A 23587-nucleotide genomic window follows, 5' to 3' on the forward strand; every position below is an offset into this window, starting at 1 on the left:
ATACTAATATATTACCTAACCTTCGACTTAAGATAAGAGCGAAAAACAGTGAGCAATCTTGATAGAGGAATATTAAAAAAATAGTAAATAGAACTGACAATTACTCGCCCAGACGATGCTTTGAAAATTGGCTTTATATACTCGAACTGACGATTTTTTATTGCAACAATAGAGTAATATGCAAACATTTTTGAAACTGCATATTCAGACAGTGGGGCTTTAGCAATTGAGCGAATAGCTTGGGCGACAATCGTATATTGCCGCAATAGGTTCCTAAAACTGTTGTGTGGATGTTGACGGTACATAACCACATCAACTTCTGGCGCATACAAGAAATCACGGTCCCACTCAGAAAAAACAGACAACAATCTTACGAACATTGGGTAGTCATCTAATACGACATTAGAATCCCAACCGCCAATATCTTTGAGCGCGCTCACCCTAAATACGGTAGATTGCAACAGCAATGGAACCGGATAGTTAAAAAGAGAAGCTTTACTCCGCTCGCTAGGTTTCAGCTTCAAAAAGCTCTCTTGTGCCTTACCATAAACATCGTATGTACTACCTTCATCTTCGTCATCAAAGGCTCTAGCACCACCAATACAAAATTGGCTCCTTTTATTATTTTCTAATTTCTCTATACACTGTAGCAGCCCATCTTTATCAGGTATGTCGTCTGACGCAACAAGATAAAAATACTCAGTGCGTGCAAGCGATAGCCCCAAATTTAAAGACGAAACCAGGCCTGAATTATTTTTTTGTATTAACGATATGTTCGATGCGTTATGTTTTTTTAGAAATGATTGTACGATTTCAGCTGTTGCATCCGTTGAACCATCATCTATAACAATAACGCTAGCCCATTCAAGTCCAAGAACAGCCAACATACATGATTCAATATATTTTTCATGATTATAAGATGCAATTACAATCGTTAGCACAACACACCATCCTTATTACTCAGCACTGCTGCCTTAAATTTTCTCGACATCAACAGAGCTATTACAACCCAATAAATTGCATAATTAATAGCATACGCAACTGTTACCCCTACAAACCCAAAGTAATGAGTAAAAACAACAACCATAAGTACATAAGATATTGCGAACAAAACCTCCGTTATCATAAACATCTTAAACATGGCTTTACTCAACATCACATATGCTAGAATCCAACTTCCTATTTTCAAGGTATCGCCAATCATTTGCCAGGCAAACAACTCACGCATAGGGCCGAAATCAGATGTAAAAAGAAGATTTATAATAAAATCACGCAAGACATAAACAATACCTGCCATTAGAGCGACACAAGGCAATACGTATTTGTAGCCTTGCGTGATTTCGGCTTTGAGAGCGATAACACTTTTAAGTTCTGACAACTTTGGAAGATAATAAACACTTAACGTCGAGGTTACCAAAAGCAAATAAGCAGAGCTGAATCGAGTTATGGCCTCCCAATATCCAGCCGCATCCCACCCAAACAATGTCGCCAAATGATTACGGATTAATATCTGACTTAAAGGTACACACGCAGCCGATGTTAGCGCCATAGCAACATATTTAAATAAGTTTTTTGCTACTGACTTGTCTATAGCGCCAAACAAGTAATGCAGTTTGAACCAACTTGCTCTTTTGCAGATGTAAATGGTGACAAAAAATGAAATAGACTGGTAGAGGGCCAATGCAACCAGAGCTCCATATAGCCCATACTTAACTGCCAAAAAACCAGTAATACATAAAGCGAAAATGCTACCAACTATATTGGCTGCAACATAACGCAGAATATCTTTTTTACCATTAAGAATCGCTAGTATTAATGAGTTTAAAGCAAGAAGTATTAGCCCGCCTGAGAGCCACCAAAACACACCTGACAGTCCCTTGTCTTTAAAAAAAAGTTCCGCCAAATACCCACTAAATACTGCGACTAATATAGCCATTATTAAAGAGATAATAGTCGCTAATGTGCCAGCAGTACGCCAAACCGCCTGCTGCTTAGCTACATCGTCTGAATACTCGGCAGTATATTTGGTCACTCCTGTATTGATCGCGCCACTTGTAAACGTAGAAATCATCTGTAACGCATTTTGGAATTGCCCCAGCGCTGCGTATCCAGAAGGCCCTACATAAATAGCAAGGATTTTATTAATCCCTAGCAAAGTCAGCATTTTAACAATAACTGCAACACCATTTAAAACACTTGTGCGCAACAAGGTCATCATATTATTTACTTACTGAAAATTTGTTACACGCATCCACAACTAACAAGGCATCAGCCTCTGTCATGACAGGACTGATTGGCAAACTTAAAACTTCTTGATGAATACTTTCAGTAATAGAATAATCACCCTCAACAAATTCAAACCCCTCATATGCTTTTTGTTTGTGCGGCGGTATCGGATAATGGATAAGTGTATCTATCCCTTTGCCGGATAAATATTTTTTTAATTCATCACGCGAATCACAACGAATCACAAAAAGATGCCAAACGTGAGCACCATACTCCAACACATCTGTACCACGCGATAGAGGGAGAGTAATTAACGGATTATCAATGCCTCTCATATAAATATCAGCGATCACTCTTCTCTTGACGATCTGTTCCTCAAGATATTTCAATTTCACACGCAGCATAGCTGCTTGTATTTCATCGAGTCGACTATTTACCCCCTGAATAATATTTTTATACTTTTCGTGCGAGCCGTAATTACGTAATGCTTTTAATACATCAACCAGCTCGGGGTCATTCGTGGTAATGGCTCCTGCATCCCCAAGCGCACCGAGGTTTTTACCTGGATAAAAGCTAAAGCCCGACGCATGTCCCCAATTGCCAGCTTTTTTCTCATGCAGCTTAGCGCCGTGAGCTTGGGCGGAATCTTCTAGCAAAAGTAATCCATGACGATCCGCAATATCAGCTAACTGGCTCATATTCGCGAGCTGACCGTATAAATGCACAGCAAGGATTAAACGGGTTTTGGCAGTTATCCGAGACTCGACTTCAGCTGCGCCTAAATTATATGTCAGTTCATCTGGCTCAACCAAAACCGGAACAAGACCATTTTCGGTAATACTTAAAATACTGGCGATATATGTGTTAGCAGGAACAATGACTTCATCACCGACGGCTAATCTACCTAGTTCTTTCCAAGCGCGGATTGTTAATGTGAGCGCATCTAACCCGTTAGCAACGCCGACACAATATTGTGTCCCGCAGTAAGCTGCAAACTCCTTCTCAAACTCGTTTAACTCTTTCCCGTTTATATACCACCCAGAGTCAATAACCCGCGCACACGCCTCTATAAGCTCGGAGCGGCATTCTTCATTAATTTTTTTTAAATCTAAAAAATCAACCATGATCAACATACCTAATAACTTTTGCTGGATTTCCAACTACAACAGCATGGTCTGGAACATCTGATATAACAACTGCCCCCGCACCAACCATGGCACCTACACCAACAACAACACCTGGTAATATTGTTGCATTTGCTCCAATGCTGGCCCCCTCATTAACTATCACACCATAAAATTTTTCAGGATATACTTTTGATCTGGGATATGGATCATTTGTAAATGTGGCATTAGGCCCAATAAATACATTATCGTAAATCCTGGTACCCTCCCACAAATATACGCCTGATTTAATTGTCACATTATTGCCAATCTTGACATCGCCTTCAATCAAAGTATGCGCACAAATATTACAGTTCTCACCTATCACTGCACCACTCAGAATTACTGAGTATTGCCATACTCTTGTTCCTGAACCTATGGCTTCGCTCTGAACATCTGACAAGGGATGAATTTTAGGCATTACCTACCTCGCGTTTAAAAGCGCTGTAGTCACGCAAATAATCTGCTTCGGTGTAGTGCTCACTCGCTAAAACGAGAAGAATACAATCCTCACTGAAATCATGCATCTCGCGCCAAAGCAAACTGTCAATCAGAAGTCCTTTAACAGGCGAGTTCATGATTACTTCTTCCCGGACCAAACCATTATCGAGAACCATTCGACAGCTACCCGATATACAAATAGCGACTTGTTTTAATTCTCGATGAGCATGAAATCCACGACTTACATTTTTTTCAGTATGATATATGTAATAGACGCGTTTGATTTCAAAAGGAATTATTTTACCCTGCTCTAATGCTACTAGACTTCCTCGTTCATCACCTAGAATCTGAAAATCCAACCATTTCGCCAAGATCATAACTTACCGCCCATTAGCGACGAATATGATGGAGCATTTTTGTCTTTTTCGCTGATTACCAGATGATCGATTTGTGGCCAATTAATATTAAAAACTTCATCATCCCAGCGTAAAGATCGCTCCGAAGATTTATTATAATAATTCGTCGTTTTATAAAAAAACTCAGTTTCATCTTCCAAAGCCAAGAACCCGTGTGCGAAACCCTCAGGAATCCACAACATCTTGTTGTTAGACTTGCTCAGTTCGACTCCAACCCATTTCAGATAGGTTGCAGAATCTTTGCGTAAATCAACAGCCACATCATATGCAGCCCCCTGCAGCACACGTACTAGTTTACCTTGGGCATACGGAGCCTCTTGAAAATGCAGGCCTCTAAGCACTCCTCGCTTAGAGAAGGAATGATTATCCTGCACAAATGCACGTGCTATAGGTAAACCTAAATCCTGCAACCTTTGGTTAAAGAGGGCCTCATTGAAGCTTTCCATGAACCAACCGCGGTCATCGGAATAAATTTTCGGCTCAAATATCACAACATCAGGAATCTCGGTTTTGATGATTTCCATGCCTACTTACTCTCATCAAATATTTTCTGAAGATACTGTCCATACCCAGTTTTCTTCAGTTTATGAGCCTGCTCACCCAATTTCTCAGGTGTTATCCAGCTATTGTTATAGGCAATTTCTTCCAGGCAAGCAACTTTCAAGCCCTGACGTTGCTCGATGGTATGTACAAAGTGACTGGCCTCAAGTAATGACTCATGAGTTCCAGTATCCAGCCATGCAAAACCACGCCCCAACATTTCGACCTTCAAGTTGCCCTGCTCGAGATAAGCGCTATTAATATCTGTAATTTCAAGTTCACCACGTGAAGATGGCTTAATACTTTTAGCTATTTTCACGACGTGATTATCATAAAAATATAAGCCTGTTACTGCATAATTCGATTTTGGCTTGATAGGCTTTTCTTCAATACTAAGCGCACGACCACTACTATCAAACTCAACAACACCAAAACGTTCAGGATCTGAGACATGATATCCAAACACAGTGGCGCCCACACTGAGCGACATAGCTGAGCGTAAATTATCCGAAAAATGTTGACCGTAAAAAATATTGTCGCCAAGGATCAAACAAACAGCATCTTCACCTATAAACTCTTCACCAATGATGAAGGCTTGTGCCAATCCATCGGGGCTAGGCTGCTCAGCGTAGCTCAGTTCAATTCCATATTGACTACCATCGCCCAACAATTTCTTGAAGCATGGCAAATCTTCAGGCGTGGAGATAATTAAGATTTCGCGCATGCCTGCCAGCATCAATACCGACAGAGGATAGTAAATCATCGGTTTGTCATAAATTGGCAGCATTTGTTTTGAAACGCCCAAGGTGAGCGGATGCAAACGGGTGCCTGAACCGCCAGCTAAAATGATGCCTTTACGTTTAATGGTGGTCATGTCGCGAGCACGTCCTTAACTGTTCTTGTACGTCCCCTCACTTATATCTGGATGTTATGCGGGAGGACTAATCTGAAATACACACGCTACCGCCCCAGGATTTATCGTTGAATTCCTGAGAACGATTTACATTTTCGATTTGGCAAAGCCAACCCAATATCGGTCTACCTAGGAGAAATACTCGTGGCAGGCAAACTGATCTGCTGCTGACGGTTCATTAGGTTGATGAGCAGAATGACCCTCTCCTCGCCGTCCATAGACATAAATATGGACTCAATACCTGTGAAGCCCTGTTCGAGGATGGTGACTTTATCGCCAGGATTAAATTTGGAGATGATGTGCGTTTCAGCACGTGATTGTAGTTGAAGGATCAACTCGTGGCTGACGGCCAAGGGGCGTCCACCAAATGCAACAACCCGAGCGACTCCTCGGGTTGAACGCAGGGGGGCCCAATTGGCGCCTTCGGGCATATGGATGAAGAGATAGCCCGGGAATAGTGACTCTCTCACGCAGCTCAATTGGCCACGGAGCAGTTTTTCTCGCCGACAAACCGGGCGAGAACACTCGTAGCCTTGGCGCTGGAGATTTTCTTCGGCACGCTCGTCTTGTTTAGGCTTGCATTGCACCAGGTACCAGTCGTCTGATTTCGGATTGCAGGGATCACTCGGTACTGGGGTATTTATTGTTTGCATGGGGACTTCATTGATGGGTTCATCCGTGGTTTACCATTGTGCCTTGCATGTGCAAATGGCAAGCAACTGGGCTCTTATCATGACTGCAGCCGGCTTCATGGAAACGGCTTGACGTCTGTCGGGATAAGGACGTCTACAACTTTGTTTTGAGCGCGATATAGGCCCAACAGTTCCTTTGCCAATGCCTTCCTTGCCGGCTCCTCACCGTGTACCAGGCGTATTTGTGCTGGCCATTGAGACATGCCTGAAACGAACTGAAGCAGGTCTTTCTGGTCGGCGTGGGCAGAATAGCCACCCAATGTGCTGACACCTGCATGGATCATACAGCGCTCACCTTCCAATTCAACAAATCCGCCTGACGGACCGTATTTTTGTATCGCTGCCCCCGGTGTTCCCTTGGCCTGAAACCCCGTAAACAGCACGTTATGCCGTTGGTCAGCCAACATCGCTTTCAGGTAGTTCACTATCCGTCCACTGGAGCACATTCCTCCTCCAGCAATAACTATCGCCGGTCGACCGGTGCTGGCCAGATAGTTAACTGTCTGCATATGCCGTGCATGGCTGTCGACAGTGATCAATTGCTCGAACTGCAAAGGCTTGCGCCCATCTGCAAGTCGTACTAGGGCCTCTTCATTCCAGTAGTTCTGTAGTTCACGATAGACCTTGGTTAAGCGGCTTGCTAAAGGAAAATCCAGAATAACCGGCACTTGTGGCCATGTGATGGGAAGAAATTGATCGTCATCACATACGGCTTGCGCCGGACCAAGCAAAGCCTTGCGATGCAAGATATCTTCAATTTCGTAGAGTAGCTCTTGAGTACGGCCCATGCTGAACGCCGGAATCAATAACGTTCCATGATCAGCCAAAGCCTTGTCGATAGCGCTTTCAAGGCGTTCTTGGCGGCTCATACGATTTTCGTGTAAACGGTCGCCGTAAGTGCTCTCAAGAATCAGGATATCTGCCCTCTCGGGCGACACAGGCGCAGACAGAAATGGTGAATGCGGAGCGCCCAAATCACCCGAAAAGACGATGCGTCGCTTCAACGTTGCCTGAGGATAGTCAAGATCGCACTCCACATAGGCTGCCCCCAGGATATGCCCTGCCCTTTGCAGTCGAATTTGAGCGGTCAGGACATCTGTTTGTTCGATGCTGAACCAATGATCAAAAGGCAGCGCAATGATTTGTTGCTGTACGCGCTGCAAATAGCGCTCGACAGTCTTAGGATCTCGACTCACCTCAAGCTTGAATGCATCTTCAAGAATCAATGGCAGCAGCTTGGCTGTTGGTTCACTGCACAGAATTGGCCCGCGGAAACCTGCGGCAAGCAAGTAAGGAAGCCGCCCAACATGGTCAGCATGGACATGCGTGATAATCAGGGCCTTAACACCTTCAAGCGAAAAGTCGATCTGCGGGTAATCTGTGCACCTTTCGAGTGCGACTCGTTCATCACCGCCTTGAAATAGCCCGCAGTCAATCAGCACACTGCACTGGTCAGTCATCTGTAATTGATGACATGACCCGGTAACGCCGTTGACGGCACCATGATGTAGAACAATCGGATATCCCATGTACTCGCTCGCGACAGTCAAACCTTGGGGCTATCAACACTCAGCTTTTCGACGCCCAGCTCTGTCGATAATCGCCGGATCAATACAATCAAGACACTTACCACACAGCTAAAAGTTCAGCCGCCATCAAGATATGACCTCTCCGGGCGTTATCGCTTCCATCAACCGAGCTAGTCGATCCATCCGCACTACTCTAAGCTGCTTACCCAGCACGGCCAGCTCAACCTGTGAATGAGTGCGCTTTACCTCTCCAGCAGCGTTCAATGTTGCATTGCGGGTATGCTGGTTACCGTCACTTTTGGCTAACGCTGCTTCAAACCTATGCTCGAGTTTCGTACTGCTTTTATTGATCACGCTATTGAAGCCAGCCTCTAGCCGCTTACGCCCAACTTCCATTGCAGACGTTTCACCTACATTGGAAGCACATGGGAGCCCTCTCATCGAAGAGTTACTGAACGGCTCAAAACCCTCACCAAGCCTAACGCCTGGACGCTGCAAATAACTGAACGGCCCCTGATTGGCGTTGAAAAAAAACCAAAGACCAAGTGCATCGAGAGTTTGGTTCGTGGCCAGACGAAACATACTTGCCACTCGACATTGAAGGGTTATAAGGCAGGAATGAGCATAGATAAATAACCCAGCTGAGGCGCCAAGATGCAGAGCAAAATGGCAGCCATGCGAATTTAACCGGACAAGCTCAATGCTATCGCTGTCGTGGCTTGAGACGGTACCTAGAAAAGGGGGAATACTGCTCAAAAGCGAAGCCTGCTTTCAATGCAAAACTGCGGGCTCGGATGCGGAGATATTTATCACCGAACAACAAGCACCTGAATGAGGGCACCTGAATAGGTAAGTCAACAGCAGGCAATCGAGGATTGGCCGTATTCTGCCTGCATTACCTGTCGTTACAAAGAATACGAGGCCTGACTTGTTGTAGGAGATTTCCCATTACAACTGATTACTATCTGGCCAGGCGAGTGATCCTCGATCCGTTGCGCCAGACCTCTACCTTTTTATGACTGCACTAAGTTGCGCTTTAATCTGGCCGACTTTCGCTTGTAAGCAATAAAGCCCATTGCAGGCCCAATCAGCATGCCTAGTAGCAAAGACCCTATGACGATAAGGGAAGCCGGCAGTTCTGGTGTACTCCACCCAAGAAAAACCAATGAAGTGGGTTGCTGGTTTTCGAGAATAAAAATCATCGTCCCAAAAATCACCACCAGCGCAAAAACCACCAGAACTGCACGCTTGACGCTACTCATTTGTAACTCCCATGTCCTGAAGGATTAAATCTCGCCTTCCTCATCTTCGTTCACTCGATCCCGAAGCTCTTTACCTGGCTTGAAATGAGGAACAAATTTGCCGTCAAGACTTACTGACTGGCCGGTCTTTGGGTTGCGCCCCACTCGTGGAGCCCGATAGTGCAGCGAAAAACTACCGAAGCCACGGATCTCAATTCGATCTCCGGTCGCCAGGCACTGTGACATTTGTTCAAGCATGGTCTTGATAGCCAGCTCAACATCCTTGGATGAGAGTAGCCCTTGATGGGTGACAATTCGTTCGATCAACTCCGACTTCGTCATATTTTTCCCTTCTTTTTCAAGCAGCTAGATCAGCGCTCCAAAGGTTTTAGCATGATCAAAAGAATTTGAACAGCCCAGTTATTGACTTTTGTATGCCATTCACTACTGAATTGCGGATGAATACAGAGAACGATCAAAAAACATCACCTAATAGCTTGGCCGTCCTCGAGCCCATCCAACACGACGCTAAGAGCTTCTGAAGGACACTCGCTGCCATACCCGCACACGACGGCAAAACGCTGGAGACACACCCAGAGCCCTTCCTGCTCAACCTTCACATGATCAGCGTCGACCTTTAGGAAAAACTCAAATTTCAGGCACAAAAAAGGGCGACCTAAGTCGCCCTTTTTTATGGTCAATCAGAACTTAGTTCTGTTTTTCCATTTGTGCACGCAGCAGGTCGCCCAAAGTGGTCGGACCAGCAGCGATCTCAGAGGTAGCTGGCTTGTCGCGCAGGCTCTGGATTGCTTCCTTCTCGTCTTCAACGTCTTTCGACTTGATGGACAGTTGGATTACGCGGCTCTTGCGATCAACGCTGATGATCTTGGCTTCTACTTCTTCGCCTTCTTTCAGAACGTTACGAGCATCTTCGATGCGGTCACGGCTGATTTCGGACGCTTTCAGAGTCGCTTCGATATCGTTGGCCAGAGTGATGATGGCGCCTTTGGCGTCAACTTCTTTCACGGTGCCTTTAACGATTGCGCCTTTGTCGTTCTCTTGTACGTACTCGGAGAACGGATCGCTTTCCAGCTGTTTGATACCCAGGGAGATACGCTCACGCTCTGGATCAACAGACAGGATTACAGTGTCAAGCTCGTCGCCTTTCTTGAAACGACGAACGGCTTCTTCGCCCACTTCGTTCCAGGAGATGTCGGACAGGTGAACCAGACCGTCGATGCCGCCGTCCAGACCAATGAAGATACCGAAATCGGTGATCGACTTGATGGTGCCGGAGATTTTATCGCCCTTGTTGAACTGGCCAGAGAAATCTTCCCATGGGTTAGATTTGCACTGTTTGATGCCCAAGGAGATACGACGACGCTCTTCGTCGATGTCCAGAACCATAACTTCCACTTCGTCGCCGACTTGTACGACTTTCGAAGGATGGATGTTTTTGTTGGTCCAGTCCATTTCAGAAACGTGTACCAGACCTTCAACGCCTTCTTCCAGCTCAGCGAAGCAGCCGTAGTCGGTCAGGTTGGTCACACGCGCGGTCACGCGAGTGCTTTCTGGGTAACGGGCTTTGATAGCAACCCATGGATCTTCACCCAGTTGCTTCAGGCCCAGGGAAACACGATTGCGCTCGCGATCGTACTTCAGAACCTTAACATCGATCTCGTCGCCAACATTGACGATCTCGGAAGGATGCTTGATGCGCTTCCAAGCCATGTCGGTGATGTGCAGCAGGCCATCAACGCCACCCAGATCGACGAATGCGCCGTAGTCGGTGAGGTTTTTGACGATACCTTTAACTTGCTGACCTTCTTGCAGGGATTCCAGCAGAGCTTCACGCTCAGCCGAGTTCTCTGCTTCAAGTACGCTGCGACGCGAAACAACAACGTTGTTGCGCTTCTGGTCAAGCTTGATGACCTTGAATTCCAGCTCTTTGCCTTCCAGGTGCGTGGTGTCGCGCACTGGACGAACGTCAACCAGAGAACCTGGCAGGAACGCACGGATGCCGTTAACGTCGACAGTGAAGCCGCCTTTAACCTTACCGTTGATAACGCCCTTGACCACTTCTTCAGCTGCGAAGGCTGCTTCCAGAACGATCCAGCATTCAGCGCGCTTGGCTTTTTCACGGGACAGCTTGGTTTCGCCAAAGCCGTCTTCGACCGCGTCCAGCGCAACGTGAACTTCATCACCGATGTTGATGTTCAGTTCGCCAGCATCGTTGTGGAACTGCTCCAGCGGGATGAGGCCTTCAGACTTCAAACCAGCGTGAACGGTTACCCAACCAGCTTGGTAATCGATATCAACGATGATAGCGGTGATGATCGAGCCAGCCTGAAGATTCAGGGTTTTTAGGCTTTCTTCAAACAGTTCTGCAAAGCTTTCGCTCATTTTAATTCCTGTTGATCAAGGGCGAAGGAATACGCCCATCTGCCACATTCCAGACAATGTGGGTTACGTTCATATAAAAGAAGGCATGCAGGACTATTTCTGGTCTCCTGCACGCGTTCTTGATCATCCGGCGAGATCGCGCAGGGCGATTTCGCTCTTGATGCGTTCCAACACCTGCTCGATGGACAACTCCGTAGAGTCGAGTTGCAGGGCATCAGCCGCCGGCTTGAGCGGGGCTATTGCACGCTGCGTGTCACGCTCATCACGGGCACGTATCTCATCCAACAGACGCGGGAGACTAACATCATCCCCCTTGGCCTTCAACTGCAAGTAACGGCGACGGGCCCTCTCCTCGGCGCTGGCCGTCAGAAAAATCTTGAGCGGCGCATTAGGAAAAACCACAGTCCCCATGTCTCGACCGTCCGCAACCAGCCCCGGAAATTCTCTGAAGGCACGCTGACGTTGTAGCAAAGCCTCGCGAACAGCGGGCAATGCCGCTACTTTGGATGCGCCCGCAGCAACATCTTCATTGCGGATAGCCAGCGTAACGTCTTCACCTTCGAGCACGATACGCGCCGGCTTACCTTCCGTCGCCCCGACGAACTGCACATCTAAATGTGCCGCCAACTGACTCAATAAGGCTTCGTTATCGAGGGCGACACCATGATTAACGGCAGCAAACGCCAACAAACGGTACAAGGCGCCAGAATCCAGCAATGCCCAGCCCAAATGCTCGGCCAGGCGACCTGCAACTGTGCCTTTACCCGAACCGCTAGGCCCGTCGATGGTGATGACTGGCGCCGTCAACATCACGACTGCGCCTCTTGGGCCACGCGAATACCGACCTGCTTGCACAACGCAAGAAAGTTCGGGAAAGATGTCGCGACGTTGGCACAATCGTGAATACGGATGGGCGCCGTGGCACGCAACGAAGCAATACTGAAGGCCATTGCAATGCGGTGGTCACCATGGCCATGCACTTCACCACCACCGATTGAGCCGCCATCAATAATGATGCCGTCTGGCGTTGGCTCACACTTGACGCCCAAGGTCAGCAAGCCGTCAGCCATCACCTGGATACGATCAGACTCTTTGACACGCAGCTCTTCAGCACCGCGCAAAACAGTACGACCTTCTGCAACAGCCGCCGCCACGAACAGTACCGGAAATTCGTCAATCGCCAATGGCACCAGCGCTTCAGGGATTTCGATGCCTTTAAGCTTGGCCGCACGCACACGCAAGTCCGCTACTGGCTCGCCGCCCACTTCGCGTTGGTTTTCGAGAGTGATGTCAGCCCCCATCAAACGCAAGATATCGATCACACCGGTACGGGTCGGGTTGATACCAACATGCTGCAGCAACAGATCGGAACCTTCAGCAATAGACGCTGCCACCAGGAAGAATGCCGACGAGGAGATATCGCCCGGTACTTCGATATGCGTTGCCGTGAGCTTGTGGCCCGACTCGACCGACGCCGTAGCACCGTTAACGCTCACTGGATAGCCGAAACCCTGCAACATGCGCTCAGTATGGTCGCGCGTTGGCGCAGGCTCAGTGACCGAGGTCTTGCCTTCGGCATACAGACCCGCCAATAGCAGACAGGACTTCACCTGAGCACTGGCCATCGGCAGCGTGTAATTCAAGCCCTTGAGGGAATGACCGCCACGAATGGTCATCGGAGGACGACCCTCTGCCGCCGTTTCAATCACGGCACCCATTTCACGCAGCGGGTTGGCTACGCGGTTCATTGGGCGCTTGGTCAGCGATGCATCACCGGTCAGCGTCGTGTCAAAGCTCTGCGCAGCCAGAAGCCCCGACAACAGGCGCATCGACGTACCCGAGTTACCCAGATATATGGGCCCCGGCGGCGCTTTCAAGCCATGTAGGCCAACGCCGTGAATGGTCACGCGCCCCTGATGCGGGCCTTCAATAACCACGCCCATATCACGAAACGCCTGCAGTGTTGCAAGAGCGTCTTCGCCTTCAAGAAAGCCTTCAACCTGCGTCGTCCCCTCAGCCAGGGAGCCGAGCATGATCGAGCGGTGGGAAATGGACTTGTCGCCTGGCACGCGGATTTGGCCAGTAACAGTGCCACCTGGTTCAGCCAGGAAAATCAGATCATTTGAATTCATAGGGTCCACATATGCCCGGCGGGCCAGGATTTTACTGAAATGCTCTCGAGCAACACGGGCGCGAGTAAAAACGCCCAGCAGTTGATGCCCGTCCCCTGCATCGACCGCGTCGCGCAAGGCGTCGAGATCGCTACGAAATGTATCCAATGTGCGCAGCACCGCCTCGCGGTTGGCGAGAAAGATGTCATGCCACATTACCGGGTCACTCCCGGCGATTCTTGTGAAATCGCGGAAGCCTCCCGCAGCGTAACGGAAGATCTCCAGATTCTCATTGCGCTTGGCAAGAGAATCGACCAACCCAAAAGCCAACAGATGCGGCAAATGGCTGGTTGCAGCCAAGACTTCGTCGTGACGCTCGACCTGCATATGTTCTACATCAGCGCCCAGCGCACGCCACAACGCATCAACCAGAGCCAACGCGACAGGATCGGTTTCAGCCACAGGCGTCAAAATAACCTTGTGCCGCTGAAACAGGCTGGCATTTGATGCTTCTACACCACTTTGCTCAGACCCGGCAATCGGGTGACCCGGCACGAAACGCGCCGGCATGGCGCCAAATGCCTCGGCAGCAGCCCGCACCACGTTGCCTTTTGCGCTGCCAACGTCGGTCAGCACCGCTTGCCCCAGATCAATACCCGCCAACAAGCCGAGCATTTTCTCCATGGCCAGGATGGGCACCGCCAATTGGATAACGTCGGCGCCACGGCAAGCCACCGCCAAATCGGCTTCACAGCGGTCAACAACACCCAGTTCTACAGCCAGGGCCCGCGACGTCGGGTTCAGGTCTACCCCGACCACCTCAGCACACAAGCCACTTTCACGCATGCCTTTGGCGAAAGAGCCACCAATCAGGCCCAGCCCCACCACCACCAACCGACCCACAATAGGCTCGGCAGGTTTCAACGATATAACATCAACCACGAGCAAGAACCTTGGCCAACGCCTCAAGCAAGCGGGTGTTCTCCGCTGGCAGACCAATAGTGATACGCAAGTGATTCGGCATGCCGTAATTGGCCACCGGGCGAACGATTACGCCTTCACGCAACAAGCCCTGATAAACAGGTGCTGCCACCCGCCCCAGGTCCACGGCAATAAAATTGCCCTTGGATGGAATCCACTTCAAGCCCAACGCACGGAAACCGTCTTGCAGCTGCAGCATGCCGGCATCGTTAAGGCGGCGGCTTTCAGCCAGATAATCGGCATCTTGCAATGCAGCGCAGGCCGCAGCCAGCGCCAGACTGTTGACGTTGAATGGTTGGCGAACACGGTTCAACACATCAGCCACCACTGCACTCGACAAGCCATACCCGACCCGCAAGGCGGCCAGGCCATAAGCCTTGGAGAAGGTACGCGAGACCAGCAGATTTGGATAACCTGACAGGAACTCCACGCCATCCGGCAACTCACTGCCTTCGGCGTACTCGATGTATGCCTCGTCCAGCACCACCAGCACGCGTTCAGGCACATCTTGCAAGAACTCGTTCAGCGCTTCGGCACTGAACCAGGTACCAGTCGGGTTGTTCGGATTGGCAAGAAATACCACACGCGTGTTGTCGTCTATCGCCTGCAGCATCGCCGGCAAGTCATGACCCCAGTCTTTCGCCGGAACAACATGCGCCATTGCCCCGACTGCCTGGGTCACAATCGGGTAAACCGCGAACGCATGTTCACTGAACACCGCATTCAGGCCTGGCGCCAAGTACGCACGAGCTACCAGCTCCAGGATGTCGTTGGAGCCATTGCCCAGCGTGACTTGATCAAGTTGCACGCCAGACTGCTCAGCCAGGAGGGTTTTAAGGGCAAAACCGTTGCCATCCGGGTAACGCGTCAGCTCAGCCAGTTCTTCACGAATGGCCGCCAGAGCCTTGGGGCTCGCACCCAAAGGGTTTTCGTTGCTGGCCAGCTTGACGATAGTGGCCGGATCAATGTCCAGCTCACGCGCCAGCTCGTCCACAGGCTTGCCCGGGACATATGGCGAAAGTTGCTGCACGCCCGGCTGTGCCAGGGCGAGAAAATCACCGCTCATGTAAACCGCCTCAGAGAACCGCTTTCGGATAGGAGCCGAGCACCTTGAGTGCTACGGCTTCCTGGCTGATCTGCTCCAGCACACTCTTGACCAACGGGTCGCGATGGTGGCCAGCAAAATCAATGAAGAACACATAGGTCCACTTGCCACTGCGCGATGGGCGTGTCTCGATTCGCGTGAGATCGATGCCGTTTTCATGGAATGGCACCAACAGCTCATGCAACGCACCTGGACGGTTGCTCATCGACACGATGATCGAGGTCTTGTCATCCCCGGTCGGCGGCACTTCCTGGTTACCAATCATCAGGAAGCGGGTGGAGTTATCCGGACGATCTTCGATCTTTTCAGCCAGACGCGTCAGACCATACAGGCCCGCCGCCATGTCGCCAGCAATCGCTGCTGAATTCCACTCACCCTTGACCCGCTTGGCCGCCTCGGCATTGCTCGATACGGCGATACGCTCAACGTTCGGGTAGTGAGCATCCAGCCACTTACGGCACTGGGCCAACGACTGGGCATGCGAGTAGATACGGCTGATGCTGTCCGTCTTGGTGTTTTCGCCCACCAGCAGGTGGTGGTGAATACGCAGCTCTACTTCGCCGCAGATCACCATGTCGTGCTCAAGGAAGCTGTCCAGCGTGTGGTTGACGGCGCCCTCCGTAGAGTTCTCCACCGGCACCACGCCAAAGTTGACCGCCCCAGCCGCCACCTCGCGGAACACCTCATCAATCGCAGCCATTGGCTTGCTGATCACGGCGTGCCCGAAATGCTTCATGGCCGCTGCTTGAGTAAAGGTGCCCTCAGGGCCCAGATAAGCCACCTTGAGTGGCTGCTCCAGCGCCAGGCAAGAAGACATGATTTCGCGGAACAGACGCGCCATCTCCTCGTTACCCAGCGGCCCCTTGTTGCGCTCCATTACACGTTTGAGCACCTGAGCTTCACGCTCAGGACGGTAAAATACCGGCACTTCGCCTTCAGCCAGCGAATCCATCTTGACGCGCGCCACTTCCTGCGCGCAGCGAGCACGCTCACTGATCAGCTCGAGAACCTTTTCATCCAGGCTATCGATACGCAGGCGCAAAGCCTTGAGTTCTTGCTCGGACATTAGCCGTGTTCCTTCTCGAACTCTGCCATGTAAGCCACCAACGCGTTCACTGCGTTGATGTCAACGGCGTTATAGATCGACGCGCGCATACCGCCTACCGAGCGATGGCCCTTGAGGTTCAGCAGACCACGAGCCTCGGCACCTGCCAGGAATGGCTTGTCGAGACGATCATCCGCCAGACGGAACGGCACGTTCATCCACGAGCGATCGGTCTTGTTGATCGGGTTGCTGTACAAGCCGCTGGCATCGATGAAGTCATACAACGTGCGTTTTTTGACTTCATTGAGCTTGCCGATCGCTTCAACACCACCCTGCTCTTTCAGCCACTCAAATACCAGACCTGAAAGGTACCAGGCCAGGGTTGGCGGCGTGTTGTACATCGAGCCGTTATCAGCTGCGACCTTGTAATCGAGCATGGTCGGGCAGAACGAGCGAGCACGCCCCAGCAGGTCTTCGCGAACGATGTTGACGACGATACCACTCGGGCCGATGTTCTTCTGTGCGCCGGCGTAGATCATGCCGAAGCGGGACACATCGACCGGACGCGACAGAATGTCGGAAGACATGTCGGCCACCAGCGGAACATCACCGGTTTGCGGAATCCATTCGAACTCCAGGCCGCCAATGGTTTCGTTCGGAGCGTAGTGAACGTAGGCCGCGTCCTTGGAGAGTTTCCACTCGTTCTGGCCGGGAATTGCGAAATAGTCGTAGCTCTTGGCACTGGCAGCCACGTTGATGTGGCCATAGCGCGAGGCTTCTTCAATGGCCTTCTGCGACCAGATACCGGTATCGATATAATCCGCCGAGCCATTTTCTGGCAGCAGATTCAGCGGAATCTGGGCAAATTGCTGGCTGGCGCCGCCCTGCAGGAACAGGACCTTATAGTTCGAGGGAATAGACAGCAGGTCACGCAGATCCTGCTCAGCCTTGGTTGCAATGGCCACGAACTCATCGCTGCGATGGCTCATCTCCATGACCGAGAGACCCTTGCCGTGCCAGTCGAGCAACTCTGACTGGGCCCGCAACAGGACGGCTTCAGGAAGCGCAGCTGGACCTGCGCAGAAGTTATAGGCTCGTTTGCTCACATCCACTCTCGCTCTGATTTGGTGGGTCATGCAATAAATCAATAAGAGCTGCGCAGTACAGCGAGACGGCAATCTGTTCTGTGCGCACCTGCCAGATGGCTCAGAAAACCGCTGCCTCGCTATGCTTTGCAGCTCCAACACATACAACAAGGGGGCGAATCTTCATCCGCCCCCTGTGTGTCCGCTTATTCCTGCGGCTCTGCTTCGTCAGCGTCAGCCTCTAGCGGCTGCTCGTCGTCAACACCATCCTGGATGGCCTCGCCCTCGAGCTCGACTCCACCTTCGATGTCACCGTCGAGTTCTTCGCCTTCGACTTCCGATGGTTCTTGTACCCGCTCAAGTCCAACCAGCGTTTCGTCACTGGCCAGCTTGATCAGCGTAACGCCCTGGGTGTTTCGACCCAGGCTCGACACTTCGTCAACCCGTGTACGCACCAACGTGCCCTGGTCAGAAATCAGCATGATTTCTTCACCATCCTGAACTTGAACAGCGCCAACAAGGCGACCGTTACGCTCGTTGCTGACCATGGCAATTACGCCCTGACCGCCACGCTTGTACTCAGGGAACTCGCTGATAGCAGTACGCTTGCCGTAGCCGCGCTCGGATGCAGTGAGGATCTGGCTGCCATCTTCCGGGATAAGCATCGAAATCAGCTTTTGACCTTCTGGTAGGCGCATACCACGTACGCCACGGGCAGTACGGCCCATCGCACGCACGTCGGACTCTTTAAAGCGGGTTACCTTGCCACCGTCGGAGAACAGCATGACTTCACGCTCACCGTCTGTGATGGCTGCGCTGATCAGCACGTCGCCTTCGTCCAGCTCCAGGGCAATCAGGCCCACGCTGCGCTGACGACTGAAGGATTCCAGCGGGGTCTTCTTCACGGTGCCGTTGGCAGTTGCCATGAAGATAAAGTGACCTTCGGTATATTCCTCGACCGGCAACATAGTGGTGATGTATTCACCTTCATCCAGCGGCAACAGGTTGACCAGCGGACGACCGCGCGCTGCACGGGATGCTTCCGGGATTTCGTAAGTCTTGAGCCAGTACACCTTGCCCTTGCTGGAGAACAGCAACAGCGTGGTGTGACTGTTGGCAACCAGCAGGTGAGCGATGTAGTCCTCATCCTTGACGCCAGTAGCCGATTTGCCTTTACCGCCACGACGCTGGGCCTGATACGCCGCCAGCGGCTGAGTCTTGGCATAGCCACCGTGGGAAATGGTCACGACACGCTCTTCTTCCGGAATCATGTCGCCCAGTGTCAGGTCGAGACGGTGATCCAGGATTTCGGTACGACGGACATCGCCGTATTCGGCACGAATGACTTCCAGCTCTTCACGGATCACTTCCATCAAGCGCACAGCACTATTGAGGATGCGGATCAGTTCGCCGATCTGGTTGAGAATCTCTTGATACTCAGCCAGCAGTTTCTCGTGTTCAAGACCGGTCAGACGGTGCAGGCGCAATTCAAGAATGGCCTGAGCCTGTTCTGGCGACAGGAAGTACTTGCCATCACGCAGACCGTATTGCGGGTCAAGATTTTCAGGACGGCACGAATCTGCGCCGGCGCGCTCGACCATTGCCACAACGGCAGTGGACTCCCAAGGAGTGCTGACCAGCGCTTCCTTGGCTTCGGACGGCGTTGGCGAAGCCTTGATCAGTGCAATCACCGGATCGATGTTCGACAGGGCAACCGCCTGGCCTTCAAGGATGTGGCCACGCTCACGGGCCTTGCGCAACTCGAACACCGTGCGGCGGGTCACCACTTCACGACGGTGACGCACAAACGCTTCAAGCAGGTCCTTGAGGTTCAGAATGCGGGGACGACCGTCGATCAGGGCAACGATGTTGATGCCGAAAACGCTTTGCAGTTGAGTCTGCGCATACAGGTTATTGAGAATAACTTCTGGCACTTCGCCACGACGCAACTCGATCACTACGCGCATACCGTCCTTGTCGGACTCGTCACGCAACTCAGTGATGCCTTCGAGCTTCTTCTCTTTAACCAGCTCGGCGATCTTCTCGATCAAACGCGCCTTGTTCAACTGGTAAGGCAGCTCGGTGATCACGATCTGCTGACGGCCACCGACCTTGTCGATGTCCTCAATGACCGAGCGGGCACGCATGTAGATGCGGCCACGGCCAGTGCGATAAGCCTCGATGATACCGGCACGGCCGTTGATGATGCCTGCCGTGGGGAAATCGGGTCCCGGGATGAACTGCATCAGCTCATCAACGCTCAACTCCGGGTTGTCGATCAGTGCCAGGCAGCCGTCGATGACTTCGCCCAGGTTGTGCGGCGGGATGTTGGTGGCCATGCCTACGGCAATACCACTGGAGCCGTTGACCAACAGGTTGGGAATACGCGTCGGCATGACCGCCGGGATCAGTTCCGTGCCGTCATAGTTCGGCACCCAATCCACGGTTTCCTTGTGCAAGTCGGCCAGCAATTCGTGAGCCAACTTGGTCATACGCACTTCGGTATATCGCATGGCTGCGGCGTTATCGCCGTCAACCGAACCGAAGTTGCCCTGACCGTCTACCAGCAGGTAGCGCAGGGAGAATGGCTGAGCCATTCGAACGATAGTGTCGTAAACAGCGGTATCACCATGCGGGTGATACTTACCGATCACGTCACCGACCACACGGGCAGATTTCTTGTACGGCTTGTTCCAGTCGTTACTCAGTTCGCTCATCGCAAACAGCACACGCCGGTGCACGGGCTTCAAGCCATCGCGCGCATCAGGCAGTGCCCGCCCGACAATGACGCTCATTGCGTAGTCTAGGTAGGACTGTTTCAGCTCGTCTTCGATATTGACCGGGAGGATTTCTTTGGCCAGTTCGCCCATGAGAAGCCTGATTCCTTTTTCGGGTGAAACTTCGCCACATCCATTCGGGACGAACGAAGCTCGCCGCTGCTGGCCACGTGCCAAGCAACGACTTACGACAAATCAACGAGTTAACCTACGGATTTGCGCAGTAAGGGCAACCCCTGCAGGGCACCCCGGAAACCGCCGGATGTTATCACAATTGGCGTGGTTGGCGGCTACAAGCTTCAAGCGACAAGCTGCAAGTTTGCAGCACATGGCAAGATATCCCGCAGCCTCGCAACCGCGGCTTCAAGCTTGCCGCCGACAACTCGCCGCTTGCAGCTGCATTAATGCAACCGCTTGCGACACATCAACTGGGCTATTTTGGCCGCATCCGGACGCTCAACAATGCCCTTTTCGGTCACGATCACATCGATCAGGTCAGCTGGCGTCACGTCAAAGACCGGGTTGAACGCCTGAACGTCCGCTCCGACACGCCTGCCCCCGACTTCCAGCAGTTCGCTGCCAGTGCGTTCTTCAATTGGAATGTCTTCGCCGCTGGCCAGATCCATGTCGATGGTCGAGCTCGGCGCAACCACCATAAAGCGCACACCGTGATGCATCGCGTTGACCGCCAACTGATAGGTGCCGATTTTGTTCGCGACGTCACCATTGGCGGTAATCCGATCAGCCCCCACAATCACCCAGGTGACACCCTTGGTTTTCATGATATGGGCCGCCGCCGAATCCACATTCAAAATCACCGGAATCCCCTCATTGGCCAGTTCCCAGGCCGTCAGCCGCGAGCCTTGCAGCCAAGGGCGTGTCTCATCGGCATAGACCTGCTCGATCATGCCTTCCAGCCAGGCCGCCCGAATCACCCCCAACGCTGTACCGAAGCCGCCGGTGGCCAGCGCGCCGGTGTTGCAGTGCGTCAGAACAGTCTGGGCATTGCCCTGATGCCGACGAATCACATCGACACCCAATTGCGCCATGGTCAAATTGGCCTCGCGATCACTCTCATGAATCGCCAACGCTTCATCTTCGAGGGCCTGCAGGGCATCGGCGCTATCTTTGCAGCGCTCCAGACGATCACGCATGCGGTTGAGGGCCCAAAACAGGTTCACAGCAGTCGGCCGCGAGTTCGCCAGCAGGGTGAAATCCTGCTCCAGCGCCGCCACCCAATCTGCGCCAGCTACCTTACGATCACGCGCCGCCAAGACAACGCCGTAAGCGGCCGCAATCCCGATCGCCGGCGCGCCGCGCACCACCATATCGCGGATAGCCTGGGCTACACCCTGGACATCGGTATAGGCCAGCCAGCTCTCTTCAAAGGGCAAAATGCGCTGATCCAACAGATGCAGGGCTTTACCCTGCCAATCAATGGCCTTCACCTTTTCTGCGGCCAACAGTCGATCGCGCATGACTTCCCCTATCACCCAGATACAAAACCGCTGATTATAGCGAGCCTGCCCCCAGGGCGCTCGGGTATACTTCGCGTCCTTTTTATAATGCACTGGAAGCCGTTTTTGATGCCAACCCAGCCCTTGACCTTCGATTTACTGCTACTCCCCACCTGGCTAGTACCGGTTGAACCCGCCGGGGTTGTGCTCAAGGATCATGGCATAGGCATCCAGGACGGACGCATCGTTTTCATCGGCCCACGCCAACTGGCACTGAAACACACAGCTCTTGAAACCCGCGAACTCCCTGACATGCTGCTGAGCCCGGGACTGATCAATGCCCACGGCCATGCGGCGATGACCCTGTTCCGCGGCATGGCCGATGACCTGCCCCTGATGACCTGGCTTGAAAACCACATCTGGCCGGCCGAAGCCAAATGGGTCGACGAAGCCTTTGTACGCGACGGCACCGATCTGGCCATTGCCGAACAGATCAAAGGCGGCATTACCTGCTTCAGTGACATGTATTTTTTCCCGAAGGTGGCCAGTGAACGCGTGCACAACAGCGGGATCCGCGCACAGATCGCCTTCCCTGTCCTGGACTTTCCGATTCCGGGCGCCAGTAACGCGGATGAATCCTTGCGCCAAGCGGTAGAGCTGTTTGGCGATCTGAAGTACCACCCACGCATCAAAATCGCTTTCGGCCCCCACGCGCCCTATACAGTCGGCGACGAAAACCTGGAGAAAGTCCGAATTATTGCCGACGAGCTCGATGCCGCCGTGCAGATGCACGTACACGAAACCGCCTTTGAAGTGCAACAGGCGGTCGAAAACAATGCCGAACGCCCGATCGCCCGCCTTGCCCGGCTGGGCTTGCTGGGCCCGCGCTTCCAGGCCGTGCACATGACTCAGATCAGCGACCAAGACCTGAGCTTGCTGGTAGAAAGCAACTCCAGCGTCATCCATTGCCCCGAATCCAACCTGAAACTGGCCAGCGGCTTCTGCCCGGTCGAGCGACTGTGGCAAGCCGGCGTCAATGTCGCGGTTGGCACCGACGGGGCCGCCAGCAATAATGACCTGGATCTGCTCGGCGAAACCCGGACTGCCGCCCTGCTGGCCAAAGCCGTTTCCGGCTCGGCCACGGCACTGGATGCACACCGCGCATTGCGCATGGCTACGCTCAATGGCGCACGCGCACTGGGCCTTGAGAACGAAATCGGCTCGATTGAAGTTGGCAAGGCGGCTGATCTGGTGGCATTCGACCTGAGCGGGCTTGCCCAGCAACCGGTCTACGATCCCGTCTCACAGCTGATCTACGCCACTGGCCGCGACTGCGTGAAGCACGTATGGGTCGCAGGCAAGCAACTGCTGGATAACCGCCAACTGACGCGACTGGACGAACAACACCTATGCGCGACCGCCAAAGCCTGGGGCGAGCGCATAAACAGCCATACTCACTGAT

General features: G+C 52.0%; 21 protein-coding genes. 1 reads left to right on the top strand and 20 read right to left on the bottom strand.

Annotated features, from left to right (window positions below; genetic code table 11):
* Positions 1-11 precede the first annotated feature (11 nt).
* The 20 genes from NTD86_RS17365 to mtnA all read right to left on the bottom strand — a co-directional run bounded on the left by NTD86_RS17365 (position 12) and on the right by mtnA (position 22146).
* Complete coding sequence (locus NTD86_RS17365) at positions 12-941, bottom strand: glycosyltransferase family 2 protein (RefSeq protein ID WP_262203993.1); 930 nt, start codon at positions 939-941, stop codon at positions 12-14.
* Entirely contained in the window at positions 935-2218 is a 1284-nt protein-coding gene (locus NTD86_RS17370) for an O-antigen translocase (RefSeq protein WP_262203995.1), read from the bottom strand. Before NTD86_RS17370 ends, NTD86_RS17365 begins: the two co-directional genes overlap by 7 nt.
* A gap of 1 nt (position 2219) precedes the next feature.
* On the bottom strand, positions 2220-3350 hold the full coding sequence (locus NTD86_RS17375; protein ID WP_262203996.1) for a DegT/DnrJ/EryC1/StrS family aminotransferase: 1131 nt from the start codon (positions 3348-3350) through the stop codon (positions 2220-2222).
* Positions 3343-3810 carry an acyltransferase gene (locus tag NTD86_RS17380; RefSeq protein WP_262203998.1) on the bottom strand — a complete coding sequence of 156 codons (468 nt, stop codon included), beginning with the start codon at positions 3808-3810 and terminating at the stop codon, positions 3343-3345. The genes NTD86_RS17375 and NTD86_RS17380 overlap by 8 nt, the downstream gene beginning before the upstream one ends.
* Positions 3803-4207 (bottom strand): sugar 3,4-ketoisomerase, encoded by a 405-nt coding sequence (locus tag NTD86_RS17385; protein ID WP_262204000.1) that lies wholly within the window; start codon positions 4205-4207, stop codon positions 3803-3805. Before NTD86_RS17385 ends, NTD86_RS17380 begins: the two co-directional genes overlap by 8 nt.
* Positions 4204-4770: a dTDP-4-dehydrorhamnose 3,5-epimerase gene (gene rfbC, locus NTD86_RS17390; protein WP_262204001.1), complete on the bottom strand. Its 567-nt coding sequence runs from the start codon at positions 4768-4770 to the stop codon at positions 4204-4206. Before rfbC ends, NTD86_RS17385 begins: the two co-directional genes overlap by 4 nt.
* Before the next feature lie 2 nt (positions 4771-4772).
* Positions 4773-5660 carry a glucose-1-phosphate thymidylyltransferase RfbA gene (gene rfbA, locus NTD86_RS17395; protein WP_262204003.1) on the bottom strand — a complete coding sequence of 296 codons (888 nt, stop codon included), beginning with the start codon at positions 5658-5660 and terminating at the stop codon, positions 4773-4775.
* A gap of 164 nt (positions 5661-5824) precedes the next feature.
* A complete protein-coding gene (gene rfaH, locus NTD86_RS17400) occupies positions 5825-6352 on the bottom strand; it encodes a transcription/translation regulatory transformer protein RfaH (protein ID WP_262204005.1) in 528 nt (175 codons plus the stop codon).
* 95 nt (positions 6353-6447) lie between these two features.
* A complete protein-coding gene (locus NTD86_RS17405) occupies positions 6448-7920 on the bottom strand; it encodes an MBL fold metallo-hydrolase (RefSeq protein WP_262204007.1) in 1473 nt (490 codons plus the stop codon).
* A 126-nt stretch (positions 7921-8046) separates the two neighbouring features.
* Positions 8047-8502, bottom strand: a complete 456-nt coding sequence (locus tag NTD86_RS17410; RefSeq protein WP_262204008.1) for a hypothetical protein — start codon at positions 8500-8502, stop codon at positions 8047-8049.
* A 431-nt stretch (positions 8503-8933) separates the two neighbouring features.
* Positions 8934-9182, bottom strand: a complete 249-nt coding sequence (locus NTD86_RS17415) for a LapA family protein (protein WP_262204009.1) — start codon at positions 9180-9182, stop codon at positions 8934-8936.
* 24 nt (positions 9183-9206) lie between these two features.
* Complete coding sequence (gene ihfB / locus NTD86_RS17420) at positions 9207-9503, bottom strand: integration host factor subunit beta (protein WP_083374729.1); 297 nt, start codon at positions 9501-9503, stop codon at positions 9207-9209.
* A 366-nt stretch (positions 9504-9869) separates the two neighbouring features.
* The gene (gene rpsA / locus NTD86_RS17425; protein WP_262204012.1) at positions 9870-11564 is read right to left on the bottom strand and encodes a 30S ribosomal protein S1; all 1695 of its coding nucleotides are present in this window, start codon (positions 11562-11564) and stop codon (positions 9870-9872) included.
* A 123-nt stretch (positions 11565-11687) separates the two neighbouring features.
* The gene (gene cmk / locus NTD86_RS17430) at positions 11688-12374 is read right to left on the bottom strand and encodes a (d)CMP kinase (RefSeq protein WP_262204014.1); all 687 of its coding nucleotides are present in this window, start codon (positions 12372-12374) and stop codon (positions 11688-11690) included.
* Positions 12374-14581, bottom strand: a complete 2208-nt coding sequence (locus tag NTD86_RS17435; RefSeq protein WP_262204120.1) for a bifunctional prephenate dehydrogenase/3-phosphoshikimate 1-carboxyvinyltransferase — start codon at positions 14579-14581, stop codon at positions 12374-12376. The genes cmk and NTD86_RS17435 overlap by 1 nt, the downstream gene beginning before the upstream one ends.
* Positions 14582-14609: 28 nt before the next feature.
* Positions 14610-15722, bottom strand: coding sequence for a histidinol-phosphate transaminase (gene hisC / locus NTD86_RS17440; RefSeq protein ID WP_262204016.1), 1113 nt, complete (start codon positions 15720-15722; stop codon positions 14610-14612).
* Between the two features lie 10 nt (positions 15723-15732).
* Positions 15733-16827 carry a prephenate dehydratase gene (gene pheA, locus NTD86_RS17445; RefSeq protein WP_262204018.1) on the bottom strand — a complete coding sequence of 365 codons (1095 nt, stop codon included), beginning with the start codon at positions 16825-16827 and terminating at the stop codon, positions 15733-15735.
* Complete coding sequence (gene serC / locus NTD86_RS17450) at positions 16827-17912, bottom strand: 3-phosphoserine/phosphohydroxythreonine transaminase (protein ID WP_262204020.1); 1086 nt, start codon at positions 17910-17912, stop codon at positions 16827-16829. Before serC ends, pheA begins: the two co-directional genes overlap by 1 nt.
* Positions 17913-18097: 185 nt before the next feature.
* Entirely contained in the window at positions 18098-20761 is a 2664-nt protein-coding gene (gene gyrA, locus NTD86_RS17455) for a DNA gyrase subunit A (protein WP_262204021.1), read from the bottom strand.
* A gap of 308 nt (positions 20762-21069) precedes the next feature.
* Positions 21070-22146: an S-methyl-5-thioribose-1-phosphate isomerase gene (mtnA, locus tag NTD86_RS17460; protein WP_262204023.1), complete on the bottom strand. Its 1077-nt coding sequence runs from the start codon at positions 22144-22146 to the stop codon at positions 21070-21072.
* A 108-nt stretch (positions 22147-22254) separates the two neighbouring features.
* On the opposite strand from mtnA, the gene NTD86_RS17465 reads away from it, so the two are divergent.
* On the top strand, positions 22255-23586 hold the full coding sequence (locus NTD86_RS17465) for a TRZ/ATZ family hydrolase (protein ID WP_262204025.1): 1332 nt from the start codon (positions 22255-22257) through the stop codon (positions 23584-23586).
* The last annotated feature ends 1 nt before the right edge of the window (position 23587 follow it).

The organism is Pseudomonas sp. 7P_10.2_Bac1 (genome assembly GCF_025465935.1).
GTDB lineage: Bacteria > Pseudomonadota > Gammaproteobacteria > Pseudomonadales > Pseudomonadaceae > Aquipseudomonas.